Annotated in this window: 13 protein-coding genes; 7 read left to right on the top strand and 6 right to left on the bottom strand. The window is 63.9% G+C overall.

The window, feature by feature from the left end; genetic code table 11:
* Positions 1–40 precede the first annotated feature (40 nt).
* On the top strand, positions 41–1,516 hold the full coding sequence (gene cls, locus AC5RT4_RS04295) for a cardiolipin synthase (protein ID WP_494042464.1): 1,476 nt from the start codon (positions 41–43) through the stop codon (positions 1,514–1,516).
* A 14-nt stretch (positions 1,517–1,530) separates the two neighbouring features.
* On the opposite strand, the gene AC5RT4_RS04300 is transcribed toward cls, so the two are convergent.
* From AC5RT4_RS04300 to AC5RT4_RS04320, 5 genes are all read right to left on the bottom strand, one after another.
* On the bottom strand, positions 1,531–3,618 hold the full coding sequence (locus tag AC5RT4_RS04300) for a chorismate-binding protein (RefSeq protein WP_494104941.1): 2,088 nt from the start codon (positions 3,616–3,618) through the stop codon (positions 1,531–1,533).
* Positions 3,619–3,651: 33 nt separating this feature from the next.
* On the bottom strand, positions 3,652–4,185 hold the full coding sequence (locus tag AC5RT4_RS04305; protein WP_494042466.1) for a low molecular weight protein-tyrosine-phosphatase: 534 nt from the start codon (positions 4,183–4,185) through the stop codon (positions 3,652–3,654).
* A 125-nt stretch (positions 4,186–4,310) separates the two neighbouring features.
* On the bottom strand, positions 4,311–4,934 hold the full coding sequence (locus AC5RT4_RS04310; protein ID WP_494042467.1) for a LysE family transporter: 624 nt from the start codon (positions 4,932–4,934) through the stop codon (positions 4,311–4,313).
* 76 nt (positions 4,935–5,010) lie between these two features.
* Positions 5,011–5,829, bottom strand: a complete 819-nt coding sequence (locus AC5RT4_RS04315; protein WP_494042468.1) for a methyltransferase domain-containing protein — start codon at positions 5,827–5,829, stop codon at positions 5,011–5,013.
* A gap of 70 nt (positions 5,830–5,899) precedes the next feature.
* Positions 5,900–6,424 (bottom strand): MarR family winged helix-turn-helix transcriptional regulator, encoded by a 525-nt coding sequence (locus AC5RT4_RS04320; protein ID WP_494042469.1) that lies wholly within the window; start codon positions 6,422–6,424, stop codon positions 5,900–5,902.
* Between the two features lie 205 nt (positions 6,425–6,629).
* Between AC5RT4_RS04320 and AC5RT4_RS04325 the strand changes: the two genes are divergently transcribed.
* The gene (locus AC5RT4_RS04325) at positions 6,630–8,837 is read left to right on the top strand and encodes an MMPL family transporter (RefSeq protein WP_494042470.1); all 2,208 of its coding nucleotides are present in this window, start codon (positions 6,630–6,632) and stop codon (positions 8,835–8,837) included.
* Positions 8,838–9,003: 166 nt separating this feature from the next.
* Here the strand turns inward: AC5RT4_RS04325 and AC5RT4_RS04330 are convergent, their stop codons facing one another.
* Positions 9,004–10,116 carry an NUDIX hydrolase gene (locus AC5RT4_RS04330; protein WP_494104942.1) on the bottom strand — a complete coding sequence of 371 codons (1,113 nt, stop codon included), beginning with the start codon at positions 10,114–10,116 and terminating at the stop codon, positions 9,004–9,006.
* A 536-nt stretch (positions 10,117–10,652) separates the two neighbouring features.
* Here AC5RT4_RS04330 and AC5RT4_RS04335 point away from each other — a divergent pair.
* The 5 genes from AC5RT4_RS04335 (at position 10,653) to AC5RT4_RS04355 (ending at position 15,275) form a co-directional block, all read left to right on the top strand.
* Positions 10,653–10,949: a hypothetical protein gene (locus tag AC5RT4_RS04335; RefSeq protein ID WP_494042471.1), complete on the top strand. Its 297-nt coding sequence runs from the start codon at positions 10,653–10,655 to the stop codon at positions 10,947–10,949.
* A gap of 241 nt (positions 10,950–11,190) precedes the next feature.
* Entirely contained in the window at positions 11,191–13,059 is a 1,869-nt protein-coding gene (gene dnaK, locus AC5RT4_RS04340; RefSeq protein WP_494104943.1) for a molecular chaperone DnaK, read from the top strand.
* A gap of 2 nt (positions 13,060–13,061) precedes the next feature.
* Positions 13,062–13,781 (top strand): nucleotide exchange factor GrpE, encoded by a 720-nt coding sequence (locus AC5RT4_RS04345; RefSeq protein ID WP_494104944.1) that lies wholly within the window; start codon positions 13,062–13,064, stop codon positions 13,779–13,781.
* Positions 13,782–13,864: 83 nt separating this feature from the next.
* Positions 13,865–14,836, top strand: coding sequence for a DnaJ C-terminal domain-containing protein (locus AC5RT4_RS04350; protein ID WP_494104945.1), 972 nt, complete (start codon positions 13,865–13,867; stop codon positions 14,834–14,836).
* A gap of 13 nt (positions 14,837–14,849) precedes the next feature.
* A complete protein-coding gene (locus AC5RT4_RS04355; protein ID WP_494042475.1) occupies positions 14,850–15,275 on the top strand; it encodes a heat shock protein transcriptional repressor HspR in 426 nt (141 codons plus the stop codon).
* Positions 15,276–15,582 lie beyond the last annotated feature (307 nt).

Below are 15,582 nucleotides of genomic sequence, written 5' to 3' on the forward strand. Positions count from 1 at the left end.
AATCCGTCCGCCGGGAGCCCATCCTCCGGGGGGAATACACGTGTTGTGGCCATTTTCGCTTGCCGGTTCCGCGCCGACATGGATCGTGGTGCTGCTGGCCGTCGCCGACCTGGTGATCCGGGTGCTGGCCCTGGGCATCATCCCCGGCAACCGGCGGCCCACCACAGCGATGGCGTGGCTGCTGGGCATCTTTTTTGTCCCGTTTCTGGGCATCATCCTCTTCCTGCTGTTCGGCAACTTCCAGCTGTCCAAACGACGGCGGGAGCAGCAGCAGCAGGTCAACGAGCGGGTGCGCGCCGGGATCTCCTCGCTGGCGGACGTGGAGAGCGACTACCCGGGCCCCGAATGGGTGAGGTCCGCGGCGGAGTTGAACCGGCGGCTGGGCTCACTGCCCATGGTGGACGGCAATTCCGTGGAGCTTATCCCCGGCTACCCGGACTCGATCCTGCACATGACGCAGGCGGTGCGGAAGGCGAAAAAGTTCGTAAATGCCGAGTTCTACATCATGAGCACGGACCACATCACCGACGAGCTCCTGACGGCGCTTGAGGAAGCGGCCGAACGGGGCGTGGAAGTCCGGGTGCTGTTCGACCATATCGGCACCCTCCGGGTCAAGGGCTACAACCGGCTCCTGAAACGGCTCAAGGCCAGCAAGATCCAGTGGAAGCGCATGCTTCCGCTCCTGCCCATCCACGGCCAGTGGCGCCGCCCCGACCTGCGGAACCACCGCAAAATCATGGTGATCGACGGCGAGACCGCCTTCACCGGCTCGCAGAACCTGATTGAGCCGTCCTACAACAACCCGAGGCACCGCAAGGCGGGCCGGGAGTGGGTGGAGCTGATGGCCCGCCTGCATGGGCCGATCGTCACCACCCTCAACGTCGTTTTTGCCACCGACTGGCTCAGTGAGACCGACGAATCCCTGGAACACCAACTGCAGCTCCCGGCGGATGCGCGTCCCGGCAACGTCACGGCGCAGGTGGTGCCCAGCGGCCCGGGATTCATCACGGAAAACAACCTGAGGCTCTTCAATACCCTCATCTACTCCGCCCAGCGCCGGATCTCCATCTGCAGCCCGTACTTCGTCCCGGACGATTCGCTGCTCTACGCCATCACCACCGCTGCCCAGCGCGGGGTTGACGTGGAGCTGTTCGTCTCCGAGAAGGGCGACCAGTTCCTGGTCCACCATGCCCAGCGCTCCTACTATGAGGCCCTTCTGGAAGCCGGCGTCCGGATTTACCTGTACAAAGCCCCGTTTGTGCTCCACGCCAAGCACTTCACCATCGACGACGAAGTGGCCGTCCTCGGATCCAGCAACATGGACATGCGCTCCTTCTCACTGAACCTGGAGGTGTCGGTAATGCTGCTTGGCGCCGACATTGTCACCAAGATGCGTGCCGTGGAAGACACTTACCGGGATATTTCGCATGAGCTTAAGCTGGCGGACTGGCTCAACCGGCCACTCGCAGCACGCTATGTGGACAATGTGGCGAGGCTGACAGCCACCGTCCAGTAACAGGCGGGCCTCGTCTAAACGTCAGGAAACTCCGCGCCAAGGGTCGAGAGGACGCCGAAGGCCTTGGTCCGGATCTCCTCATATTCGTCATCAGGGTCCGAGTCGGCGGTAATGGCGCCGCCGACGCCGAGCGTCAGTTCCACCGTCCCGTCACCTTCCCCGCGGATCACCAAAGTCCGGATGGCGACGGCGAGGTCCGTTGCGCCGTTCAGGGAGAAGTATCCGACGGCGCCGGAGTACAGTCCGCGCCCTTCGCCTTCCAGCCGGTCCAGGATGGCCATGGTGCTGATCTTGGGTGCACCGGTCATGGAACCGGCAGGGAAGCAGGCTGCCACAGCTTCGGCACGGGATGATCCGCGCCGCAGCTGCGCGTCGATGGTACTCACCATTTGGTGAACGGTGGCGTAGCTTTCGATGGCACAGAGCCTGCTCACCGTTACGGAACCGGGGACCGCGAAATGGCTGAGGTCGTTGCGCAGAAGGTCAACGATCATGATGTTCTCGGCGCGGTCCTTCAAGGACGTTTCGAGGTCCCACCGCAGCTGCTCATCTTCCGCCGAATCAGCGGCCCGGCGGCGGGTTCCCTTGATGGGTTCGGCGCGCATGCCGCCGTCGGACCCCAACTTCAGGAAGCGCTCGGGGGAGGTGCTGGCCACCGTGAGGCCGCCGAATCTCAAGTAGCTGGCGAAGGGGGCCGGGTTTTTGCGGCGGAGGTCCAGGTAGGTTTGCCACGGGTCCAGCTCAGCGGCCGGAACATTGGCAATAAGCGTAGTGGTCAGGCACACCTCGTAGGTGTTACCTTCAGCGATCTCGTGCTGCGCCGCGGCGATTTTCGCCTTGTAGGCGCCGCTGGTATCGCGGCTCCGGAACACGGGCACCGCCGGAAGTACGACGCCGCTGCTGCCGCCCGCTTGGGCGGTCAGGGCGGCCGGTGCGGCGGAGCGGGAAGCAGCTTCCACGGCTGCCCGCGCCTGGCCAAGCCACTGGTCTGCGTCAGGAACAGCCAGGGCCAGGAGCCAGGCACTGCCGGCGGCGTGGTCCAGTACTACGCCCCTGCCGGCGAAGATCAGGGCGGCATCGGGGGTGGGTGAAGAGAGATCGGCGCCCCCGGTTTCCCGCTTGAGTTCGTACCCCAGGCATCCCAGCCAGCCGAGCGTAAAATCTCCGGGATAACCGTCCGGGATGCTGACCCCGTCTCCGCCCCACACCGTATCGAGCCAGCGGAAGAAGGAGCCTTCCACAGTGGCTGTGGCGCAGCCTGCGCGGATCACGCTCTCGCCGGAGCGGTGCGTCACCGACTGGCCGGACTGGCCGGCGTCGTCCGCCATGATGCTGAAGCGGCTGCGCTCGGCAGCGGCGGACGCGGGCGGGAAAGTTCTGGTTCCGGCCGGGCCGTCCGCGTTGGAAGAGTCCAGCCAAACGGCATTGGGTGAGCCGCCGTAGAGCGAATGGAACAGCGTAGCCGCATCCGGGCGCAGGTCCAGGCGCTCGGCGTGAAGGCTTAGGCCGCGGCGGGCGGACAGTTCGGGGGAAAGGGCAGTGGCCAGGCCGGGGAGGTACGGCAGGAGCTGCAGGACATCGGAGGGGGCGCTGCCGTCGGCCCGGTTCAGGACGCGTACGTCGGCGTGGCGCGGGACGTCGTCGCCGTTCAGCCACTCCTCTTCCTGGGCCGCCCATTGGTCCCAGTAGGGTTCGTAGGTCCCGCCGTCCCGGTCCAGGGCGCGGGTGCGCCGCACGTCCTCCGGAGAGTCCGCCCAAATGACGGCGCTGAGAAGTGGGCGCGCGGCGCCGGCAGCGGACCCGACTCCCTCTACGATCACAATCTCGGCGGGCAGCGTGACGCGGACGTCGCCGTCGTAATGTTTATCCCAGTCCCAGCTTGTCCAGGTAGCCGCATCCCCCCGGCTCAAGGGTTCGAGGACGGTGGCGACATAGCGGTCGATGCCGGCCATCAGCCCATTCCAGCCGGGGTAGATGTCCTCGAGGTGGAACAGCGCGACCTTGTGATGGGCGCGCAGCCGCGCCGCCAGTTCGACCGCGAGCGTTGTCTTCCCTGCGCCGGAGCGCCCGTCAATGGCGATGATGACGGGGGCTGGGCTCATGGGTTAGAGCGTACCTTTTTCCCCGCCGGGCTTTCATCTGTGCAGTAGCTGGGCATCTTTGATGACGGCACCCTTGATGTGGTTCACGAGCCCGGGCAGCGCGTCGTGGATCTGGCGCCAGACGGCGTCGAAATCGGACTGGCCGCCGTACCAGGGATCCTCGATGCCCTGGTCCAGCAGGTCCTTTTCCGCCAGCAGGGGATCAAAACTGCGCAGCATGCGGACCTTATCCCTGGACTCCTGGTCCGGAGCCGCTTCGGTGAGCCAGGCGTAATGGTCAATGTCCAGGGCCAGGATGAGGTCCCGTTCGCGGAACCACGCCGGATGCCATTCCCGGGCGCGGTGTTTATCGGAGGGAAGCTTCGTTGCCGACAACCGGCGTGCGGCCCGCGGGTCGATGGGCCGGCCTGCTTCGTAGCCGGTGGTGCCTGCGGAGTCGACGGTGACCACGGTGTCCAGCCCCTCGCGTTGCAGCGCCGCAGCGAGCATGAACTCTGCCATGGGGGAGCGGCAGATATTTCCGGTGCAGACGGCGATGACGCGGTATGGGCTCGACACTGAGTTCATGTAGTAAGCATGCGTGCTAATGGCCCCTGTTGGCTAGCGGCAGTTTCACAAAGGTTGACTTTTTTGTAAAGAAATTTTGCAGCCCCGTCATACTCCTTGATACGCCCGGTGCAGTGCGATGAAGGTCAGTGGAGGAAAGCCAGCAGGATGCCCACGGCGACAAAGAGGATGCCGAACGCGCGGTTGAGGATCAGCTGCCCCCGGGCGCTGTGCGTGAACCGTTCGAAGGACCGTGCTGCGGCGGCAAAGAAGAACCACATCACCAAGATGTCGATGGCCACAACCGTCGCCGTAAGAACTGCGTACTGGGCCAGGAGCGGCTGCTCGGGACGGATGAACTGGGGCATAAAAGCCAGGAAGAAAACAATTGCCTTCGGGTTCAGCAGATTCACCCAGAGCCCGCGCCGAAAAATGGACCAGGCAGGCTCGTTCCGAAGGCCCGCAATCTTTTCCTGCCCAAGGTCCGGCTTGCTGAGGAACTGCCGGATGCCCAGGTAAACCAGGTACGCGGCGCCAGCATAGCGGATGACGTTGAAGGCCACAGGGGAACTGGCCACCAGCACCCCCACGCCAAGAGCCACGATCACCACATGGATGACCAGCGCTGCCTGCTGCCCGAGGATGCCCCAAATGGAGCGGCGGAAGCCGGCGTTCAGGGAGTTGCTCATGGTGTTGATGGCTCCGGCGCCGGGGGTGAAACTGATCAGGGCGCCGGCGCCGGCCAGGGCAAGCCAAAGTGAGAATTGCACCAGTAAAGCTTAGTGGCAGCTATGGACACGATCAGTACCAGCGGCGGTTTGACGTTGCCTGCACACCGCCGCGGATCTATGCCCGCGCTATGACCTCGCCGTTGGGGATCAGGAACCAGCCGTCGTCGGTGGAGCCCCAGCGGTGCCAGCCGGCGGAAATCCGGGCAAGGTCCGCAGGGTTGGCGAACCCGTATTCCAGCGCCTGTTCAGCAAACGCTGAGTGCAGGACGCGCTCACCCCAGACCCGGGCCTGCCAGCGCCGCTGCTGGCCTGTGGCATAAAGCCAGTTGCTGCTGCTGGGCGCGACGTCGGTGAAGCCCGCGGACTGGGCCCAGCTGACAAGCCGCCGCCCGGCGTCGGGCTCTGCTCCGTTGCGCCGCGCGATGCGCTGGTACAGCTCCATCCACTCGTCCAGCTCGGGGATGGCGGGGTACCAGCTCATGCCATGGAAGTCGGCGTCGCGTACTGCAACAATCCCGCCGGGCTTTGCGACCCGGCGCATCTCCCGCAGCGCCTCCACCGGGTCGGTCAGGTGCTGCAGGACCTGGTGGGCGTGGACGACGTCGAACGTTTCGTCCTCGAAGTCGAGGTCGTAGATGTTGCCGGCCACGAACTCGACGTTGGCGACCTCCCGCTCGGCGGCGAGGGCCTTTGCCTGGGCGATAATGTCCGGGGAGCGGTCCAGCCCGGTGACCTTTCCGGGGGTGACCAGGGCGGCGAAATCACAGGTGATGCTGCCCGGCCCGCAGCCGACGTCGAGCACTTCAACCCCCGGCCTCAGGTGCGGCAGGACAAACGCCGCGGAATTCTCGGCCGTCCTGGCGGCATGGGCCCGGACCACCGACTCGTGGTGGCCGTGCGTGTAAACGTCGTCTTCAGGCTGCTGCGCACTCATAATCAAACGCTACCCCCCAACCGGGTAACTCCCACTGTCGTTTCGGGCCGTAAGACGACGCTGGCGCGACCTACTTGCGCGCCGTGGGAGAACCGGGCGTGTTGGCCGATTCTTCCCGTGCGGCCACCGTGGCTTCCACCATGGCCGTCATGAACCGGGTCACCGTCTCCAGCTCCTCCGGGCTGAAATCCGCCATGGCGCTCCCCATCCGCCGCGAGAGGGGAGCGAAAATGGCTCCGCCGTCCTGGAATGCCTTGGGTGTCATCCGCAGGTGGACCTGCCGGCGGTCCGAACTGTCGCGCTCGCGCACCACATGCCCGGAGTTGTCCAGCCTGTCGATCAGCGCGGTGGTGGCAGGCGAGCTGAGGTTCAGTTCCTTGCGGAGGAGCCCCGGCGTGACCGTGCCGCCGGCGGCAGTGTGGCGCATGATCACTGCCAGTGCATTCAGGTCCGTCCGGTGCATGTCCTTGCGCCCGCCCGCTGAGTCCACGTAGCGGTTGGCCTCCAGCGTGAACTCCTGAAGGAGCCGAACCAGCGGATGCGGGCCCTCACCCGTGGGAGGGCCGGTGATGGCGGCAGTTTCCTCGCCGGTCATGCCCCTCCAATGTGTGCCTTAAGCGGGAACTCTCCGCTGTGGACGGCAGTCGTGCTGCCGGGCCGTATTGACGGATATTACTTCAGGAGCGCCCGCCCGCCCTCATCGGTGCCGGAGAGAAAAAGCTAGGTAAACACTTATCTCCATCGCAGAGATACTTTAATATGGAACCAATTCTACTCCTGCCCAGCACTAGGAAGGCCCCATGAACTCCCACTCCCATGCCAAGGAACGCGTCCCGTTCTGGCTGCGCTGGCTGCTTCCCGTGATCCTGGTCTTGACGTGGCTGGCCCTTGCAGGGGTGGGCGGTCCCACCTTCGGTCGCCTGGAAGAGGTCTCCTCCAACGATCAAGCGTCTTTCCTGCCCGCCAGCGCCGAGGCAACCGCCGCGCGTGACTGGCAAGCAAAGTTCCGGGACTCCGATGAAGTTCCCGGCGTCATCGTCCTGGAGGGCGAGGAAGCTTTGAGTCCGGAACAGCTGGGCGACATTGCAAGCCTCCGGACAGAGCTTGAAGGCCTCGAGCTCGGCAGCGCCGTGATCGGACCCATCCCCTCCGAGGACGGCAAGGCAGTCCAGTTCATCGCCCCGATTGATTCTTCCGCCGAGATCAAGGAGGCCGTCCAGGAACTGCGGGACACCGTGGCCGAGGCGGCACCGGAAGGCCTGCGCACGTTCGTTACCGGTCCTGCCGGGCTTGCTGCCGATCTCACCGCAGCCTTTGCCGGCATCGATGGAATCCTCCTGCTCGTGGCGCTGGCCGCCGTGTTCGTGATCCTGCTGGTTGTCTACCGCTCACTGCTGCTTCCCATCGTGGTGCTCCTGACCTCGGTCTTCGCACTGTGCGCGGCGATCCTGCTGGTCTTTGGCATGGCCAAGGCGGGCTGGATCCAGCTCAACGGCCAGAGCCAGGGCATCCTGTCCATCCTGGTGATCGGCGCCGCCACGGACTACGCGCTGCTGTATGTGGCAAGGTTCCGTGAAGCCCTCACCCATACGAGCAACCGCACGGCCGCCGTGTTGACTGCCTGGAAAGCCTCCTTCGAGCCCATCCTGGCTTCAGGCGCCACCGTGATCATCGCGCTGCTGTGCCTGCTCTTCTCGGACCTCAACTCCAACAAAGCCTTGGGGCCGGTGGCTGCAGCAGGCATCCTCTGCTCGCTGTTCGCAGCCCTGACCCTGCTACCCGCACTGATGGCCCTTTTGGGCCGCGCAGCGTTCTGGCCCTTCCGCCCGAAGCTTGCGCCGGCAGGCGCGCGTGGGCCGGAGATCGTGACCGGGCTGGAAGGCCAGAAGGGACTGTGGCGGGCCACCGGCTCGCTGGTTTCCCGGCGCCCCCGCATCATCTGGGTTGCCTCGGTACTCGTTCTGCTTGCCGGTTCCGCCGGTCTCCTGCAGCTCAAGGCCAACGGCGTCCCGCAGACGGACGTCATCCTCAGTGCTTCCAATGCGGTGGACGGCCAGGACGCCTTGGCACGCCATTTCGACGCCGGCAGCGGCAGCCCCGCCGTCGTGGTCGCGGATCAAGGGAAGGCACAGGAGGTGCTGGACACTGTGAAGGCGGCCGACGGCGTGGGCGAGGCCTACCTGCTGGCCCAGGGCTCGGTGCCCATTACCGGAGCCCCCGGCGCTCCCAGCTCGCCGGACGTCCGCGAAGGAAAGGTGCTGATCAATGCCACGCTGAACTCCGCAGCTGATTCCATCGAGGCCGAGGAGGCTGTGAAGGCCCTTCGCGACGACATCAAGGCGGTGGACCCGGGCGCGCTGGTGGGAGGCGTGACGGCGACAGCCCTGGACACCAACACCACCGCGCAGCGGGACCTGGTGATCATCATCCCGGTTGTCCTGGTGGTCATCCTCTTCATCCTTATGCTGCTGCTGCGCTCAGTCCTGGCGCCGGTCCTGCTGGTGCTCTCCGTGGTGCTCTCCTACGCGGCCGCCATGGGCGTCTCGGCGCTGGTGTTCAACAACATCCTGGGCTTCCCGGGCGCGGACGCCACCGTACCGTTGTTCGGTTTTGTATTCCTTGTCGCCCTCGGCGTGGACTACAACATCTTCCTGATGAGCCGGGTCCGCGAGGAATCCCTCAAGCACGGCACCCGCCCCGGCATTCTCCGGGGACTCAGCGTCACCGGCGGCGTCATCACATCCGCAGGCGTGGTGCTGGCAGCGACCTTCGCCGCGCTGGGCGTCATTCCCATCATGTTCCTGGTGCAGCTGGCGTTCATCGTCGCGTTCGGAGTGCTGCTTGACACCGTCCTGGTGCGCTCGCTGCTGGTGCCCGCCCTGGCCTATGACATCGGTCCCCGGATCTGGTGGCCGGGCAAGCCGGGCCGCCCCGAACAGGACGCCGCCGTATGGGGCGAGGCCGGCCGGAGCCACGAAACCGACCTGGAAGGAGCCGGCCGCCGGTAAGCAGGACCTGATGGGGGTGCCCTGCCTGGCAGGCGCCCCTTCCGGCCACCGTCCAATAAGAGCTGAACAATAAGGAGGGCGGCCGGAGGAGCTTGGGTTCATTTCTTTCCCCGGGCGCTGAGGTCGGACAGCGCATCCATGCTCCGGTTGCTTGAGGTAAGTAGAGTCACGATGACAAAGTGAGCACTTCGGTTGCCCATGCGCCGGTGGGCGCGGCTGCAGCGTTTTGGATACGCGCGGCATCAACCGCAAAGAAGCGAGCTAGCGTTGCGCATCCCACCAGCACTGAGTGTGGGGTGAGGCGAGGATCATGAAGGAGCCAAGACAACATAAGATCGACGTCACTGTCATTGGAAGGCAGAGGCGCTGCTAGGAGATGAGCACCCAATTCCCACCGGCCTTCCATGGGGTCGGACTCCCGTACGCCCTGCCGAATCTGGTCAGCGGTTTGTTCCACTTGGGCTAGTGTCATGAGGACATTCGTCCCGCGCTCTTTGTCATCAACCGTGAACTTTCCTATGCCCAGGGTCTGAAACGCTGCAGGCCCCAACCGCAACCCCAGCTCTTCGCGGGCCTCCCTTGCCAACGCCCTCCTCGGATCAGGAAGTCCATATTCGTCGCCGTCAGGAAACACTCCCTTGCGCGTTCGAAGTTCGAGATTGCCGTTTACAGCGGGACCGAATTGGTTGGGATGAGATCCTGCCAATCTCGATCTGCTGGCAAAAAGCAGCATCTTGTCTGATGTTATAACAGAGGCGGAAAGTGTGAGGAGTCGGGCGTAGGCCCCATCTACTTTGCGATTTTCACCGGTCATGTCTCTAAATGCAGCAGGATAATGATCGAGGATTACGGCGCCGAACGTTGTCTCCGACAATGCTAGGTGGAGGCGAAGTCTGCCGTTCGATTCATCTCTTTCCATTCGCCAATCCAGCAGTCGGGGTAAAACGCCGTCGAAAGCGTGTTGTTTTGCGAGCTTTTCTGACAGCAATAAAAGGTCTTCTTCGGAAACGTTAAGTGAGAACTGCTCAAGGCCAGGATTTTCGAGGGATTGTGGGCGATCGGTCCTCGGTATGGTTTGAGTTGGTGCTGAGGGCGCTAAGCGGTGGCGCCTATAGCTGACAAAAAGGTCATAAGCCAAGGTTCCCGAAGTCAGCTCTGGCAAGTTGAATATCTCGAGTTCCCTCCGAAATTTTGGACTTTCGATTTTAAAGCTTTCGGGAGTCTTCATAGTTTGGCCAGACGCAGCTTCTGCTAAAAGGTTTGCGGTCATGGTGGCCATTTGTATTTCCTGAGTTACAACAGGAGCCGCGGCCGTACCTAACAGAGAACCTCTCCTGAGGTCGGCGGCATATGCCAGATACGCCCTCGACAAATCCACGATCTGGCTGCGATTTGCGCTGTAACTGATCAAATTCGAGGGCGCGACGTCAGCATCTTGATATAACCGGTGCGATGAGTAGATGTTCGCCAGCCAGTTGAGTTCGTCAGCAGCGCTGTGTGGAGCACCCCGGATTATTGCCTTTACCCGCGAGAAGGATGATTTGCGAGGTACGCGAACGCCCTTCATCGCTGCGTGTCGGCGTCTCCCCATCAGTGACGCGGGTCTCGCCCTCCAGGCGCTAAAAACCGCATAGACGGCAATAGCAGCCGGAAGGAGTGACACCCAGTCAGCGAAGTGCATTCCCCAAAAATCCTCTGGCCACGTCATGCACTTAGTGAACCATAGGCCGATTCGGAACCCTGTTGACGGAAAGTCCTGCTGGATAGACTGCAAATGCGCCCGCATGGACGCGGAACTCAAAGGAGAGATGCACCATGACTGAGAACCAGGAAACTTTCGGCGAGGAGCCCCGCGAAGGAAGCACTGCCCCCGGCCTTGAGGGCGAAGGCGGGCAATACGTGAGCGGCGACTACGGAGATGCCGGCACCGCCGGTGACGCTGCCCGAAACCTTGAAGACGGGGAATACGAGGACGGCGACTACGGCTCTGCCGGCACCGCCGGAACGGCCCACGAAACGGACAGCATCCGCGAAAGGCTTACGGACGGGCAGGTCAACACCACCGCGGAGGAGCGGGGGCCCCTTCACGGTCACCGGGACGGAGACAGGTAGCACAACCAGGCAGGCAGTACGGCGGCGGCGTTCTCCAGCAGCGAAACGGAGAGCCGTCGTCGTTCGCTTTTAACACCGGCTTTTCGCGGAAACCCAAGCCCGCCCCGCACTGCCTAAACCCAGACTTGAGCGTAGGTCACTCAACTTTGGATTGACATTGCTGACGCCCTGAGTAGAGTTGAGTGCAGAACGCTCAATTGTCTGGGCGCCCGCAGTTTCCAAGAAAAGAAGGAAGCAATACATGTCACGTGCAGTAGGTATCGACCTCGGAACCACCAACTCCGTCGTCTCCGTTCTCGAAGGTGGCGAGCCCACCGTTATTGCCAACGCCGAGGGTGGCCGCACCACGCCGTCCGTCGTTGCATTCTCCAAGTCCGGCGAGGTCCTGGTCGGCGAGATCGCCAAGCGCCAGGCCGTCAACAACATCGACCGCACCATCGCTTCCGTCAAGCGCCACATGGGCACCGGCTGGACCGTCGGCATCGATGAGAAGAAGTACACCCCGCAGGAAATCTCCGCGCGTATCCTCATGAAGCTGAAGAACGACGCCGAGTCCTACCTGGGTGAAAAGGTCACCGACGCCGTCATCACCGTCCCGGCCTACTTCAACGACGCCGAGCGCCAGGCGACCAAGGAAGCCGGCGAGATCGCGGGCCTGAACGTCCTGCGCATCGTCAACGAGCCCACCGCCGCGGCACTGGCCTACGGCCTGGACAAGGGCAAGGAAGACGAACTCATCCTGGTCTTCGACCTCGGCGGCGGCACCTTCGACGTCTCCCTGCTGGAGGTCGGCAAGGACGAAGACAACTTCTCCACCATCCAGGTCCGCGCCACCGCCGGTGATAACCGCCTCGGCGGCGACGACTGGGACCAGCGCGTCGTTGACTACCTGCTCAACCAGCTCAAGGTCAAGGGCATCGACCTGTCCAAGGACAAGATCGCCCTCCAGCGCCTCCGCGAAGCAGCAGAGCAGGCCAAGAAGGAACTTTCCTCCTCCACCAGCACCAACGTCTCCCTCCAGTACCTGTCCGTCACCCCCGACGGCCCGGTCCACCTGGACGAGCAGCTGACCCGCGCCAAGTTCCAGGACCTCACCAAGGACCTGCTTGAGCGCACCAAGAAGCCCTTCCACGATGTGATCAAGGAAGCCGGCATTAAGCTCTCCGACATCAACCACATCGTCCTCGTCGGCGGCTCCACCCGTATGCCTGCGGTTTACGACCTGGTCAAGGAACTGGCCGGCGGCAAGGAGCCCAACAAGGGCGTGAACCCGGATGAGGTCGTCGCTGTTGGCGCAGCCCTCCAGGCCGGTGTGCTGAAGGGTGAGCGCAAGGACGTACTCCTGATCGACGTCACCCCGCTGTCCCTCGGCATCGAAACCAAGGGTGGCGTGATGACGCACCTGATCGAGCGCAACACCGCCATCCCCACTAAGCGGTCCGAGACCTTCACCACGGCTGATGACAACCAGCCGTCTGTGGCTATCCAGGTCTTCCAGGGCGAGCGCGAGTTCACCCGCGACAACAAGCCGCTGGGAACGTTCGAGCTGACCGGCATCGCGCCGGCTCCGCGCGGCGTCCCGCAGGTTGAGGTCACCTTCGACATCGACGCCAACGGCATTGTCCACGTCTCCGCCAAGGACAAGGGCACCGGCAAGGAACAGTCCATGACCATCACGGGCGGTTCCAGCCTCTCCAAGGAAGACATCGACCGCATGGTCAAGGATGCCGAGGAGCACGCAGCCGAGGACAAGGCCCGCCGTGAGGCCACCGACACCCGCAACACCGCCGAGCAGCTTGCCTACTCCGTGGACAAGCTCATCGCCGACAACGCCGACAAGCTGCCTGAAGAGGTCAAGACCGAGGTCCAGACCGACGTTGACGACCTCAAGAAGGCCCTTGAAGGCACGGACGACGCCGCAGTGAAGGCCGCCTTTGAGAAGCTCCAGGCTTCCCAGGGCAAGCTGGGCGAGGCCATCTACTCCCAGGCCGGTTCCCCCAACGGCGCAACCGGTGCCGCAGGTGCTGAAGGCGGCGCTCCGGCCGGTGACAAGGGCGACGAAGACATCGTCGACGCCGAGATCATCGACGAAGACGAAGCGAAGAAGTAACCATGCCGCACCACGGTAACGAGGAAGAGCACAACACGTCACCCCGTGAAGAGCACCTCCAGGAGCAGCAGGGCAACGGCCGCCAGGAACCGGTCATCCGGGACAACCGCAAGGTTGACCCGGTGACCGGGGCTGCCCGCCACCCCGAGGGCGGGCACGCTGAAGGCGGCAACACTGTTCCCGGCGACCCTTCTGAAGCAGTGGATTCCGACGGCGACGCGCTTGCCCAGGCCGAAGAGATCCTCAACGGCATCCAGGTGCCGGCAGAGGAATCCGTGGCGCAGGGCGTTTCGGCAGGTGGCTCCTCAGCTGAGGCGGCAGAGCTGAAGAACGACCTCCTCCGCCTGCAGGCCGAGTACGTCAACTACCGCAAGCGCGTTGAACGCGACCGTGCCGTGGCAGGGGAGATGGCCGTCATCGGCGTCCTGAACTCCCTGCTTCCGGTATTGGACGACGTCGACGCCGCCCGGCAGCATGGTGACCTCGCCGACGGCCCCTTCGCCGCGATCGCCGCAAAGCTGGAGAACGCGCTGAAGACCTACGGTTTGGTTCGGATCGACGAGACCGGCGTGGAGTTCGATCCCACGATCCACGAGGCCCTCATCCAGCAGCCCGGCGGGGACATCGAAGTTGACACCGTCAGCCAGGTGCTCCGCTCCGGCTACAAGTCAGGCGAACGCGTCCTCCGGGCCGCCCAGGTCATCGTCGCAGTACCTGCGTAGCTATACTCCGGTGGTTGAGCTTGTCGAAACTTGGGTTTCGATAAGCTCAACCACCGATTCATAACTTTCGAAAGGAAACGCCATTGGCTAGCCAGGATTGGGTGGACAAGGACTTTTACAAGATCCTTGGTGTCGCCAAGGACGCTTCCGACGCCGATATCAAGAAGGCTTACCGGAAGCTGGCACGCGAGCACCACCCTGATACCAACTCGGGGAACTCTGCTTCCGAGAAGAAGTTCAAGGACATCTCCGAGGCTCACTCTGTTCTCTCCGATCCCGAAGAGCGCCAGCAGTATGACGCCATCCGCGCCATGGGAGGCGGGGCCCGCTTTGCTCCCGGCGGTGCCGGAGGAGGCAACGGCGGGTTTGAGGACATGTTCGGCGGCCTTTTCACGGGCAACACCGGACGCCACGCCGGGGGCTTCAATCCTTCTTCGGGCGGCATCCCGCCCGAGTTTGCGGACCTGTTTGGCGGCGGTTTCGGCCAGACGGGTTTCCAGCGCGCTCCGCAGAAAGGCGCCGACCGGTCTGCCTCCACCAGCATCTCCTTCTCGGGTTCCATCCGCGGCACCACCATCGGGCTGCGGGAACCCAGCGGTGAAGTCATCGACGTCCGCGTGCCTGCCGGCATCAAGGACGGCCAGAAGGTCCGGGTGCGAGGCAAGGGCCAGCCGGGTCCGGCCGGCAACGGCGACCTCGTGGTCTCCGTGGCGGTCAAGCCGCACGAGTTTTACACCCGCGACGGCGACAACCTCCGCGTGCACGTCCCGGTCACCTTTCCCGAAGCTGCGCTGGGTGCCGATATCGAAGTGCCCACCATTGACGGCGAAAAGGTGCGGGTCCGCGTGCCGGCCGGTACGCCGTCGGGCCGTACGCTGCGGGTCAAGGGCAAAGGCGTGAAAACGTCCAAGGGGACCGGGGACCTGCTGGTGACCATCGACGTCGCCGTGCCCAAGAACCTGAACAAGGAAGCTGAAGCTGCGGTGAAGGCGTTTGCCGATGCCACAGCCGGCGCTGACGTCCGAGAGGGCCTGGCCGCCAAGGCCCGGCTTTAGCAGCGGGTGAGCCGTGGACATCAACTCAGACCAGCCGATCTTTGTAATTTCGGTGGCGGCTGAACTGGCGGACATGCACCCCCAGACCCTTCGGCAGTACGACCGGATGGGCATCGTCTCGCCCAGCCGCGCGCCCGGAAAGTCCCGCCGCTACTCGCAGCGCGACATCAACATGTTGCGCGAGGTGCAGCGGCTCTCCCAGGAAGGCGTCTCGCTCGAAGGCATCAAACGGATCCTCGAGCTCGAAAACCAGGTGGCCGCTTTGCAGCGCCGGGTTTCCGAGCTGGCGGACGAACTGAGCCGCCGGCCGCAGCCATTCGATTCGCGCATTTTCGCAGCCGGTGCTGCCGGCGACGTGGTGAGCCTGGCCCGGGGCCAACGGCCCCGGCCGCGGTCGCAGGCCGTGGTGCTCTGGCGGCCGCGCGCCATCGGGCGGTAGGCGCCGCTACTTCCGCCTGGCGCGAGCCGGCCGCTGGCCGCCTATTTTCCTATAACCGCAGGTGAGCGGTGCCATTGCCTTCGTGGATTGTGTCCGGCCCGCAGGCCTAAGTTACGAATCAGCACGTTTCCCGCAGGTTAAATCTCAGCGTCCCGCTTTCCCGCGGTTCTTCCGCGCGTTACTTCCTGCGCCGTGGCTTTGGGCCAGCCCAGGCAACAGTTTGGAAACTGTCCCGAAACCAATCCTCCAGGCACCGAAACAATCGGCTCCTACATTCATCGCAAGAGGTCACTTCCCAAGGCCTTGG

Source organism: Arthrobacter sp. sptzw42, from assembly GCF_059089685.1.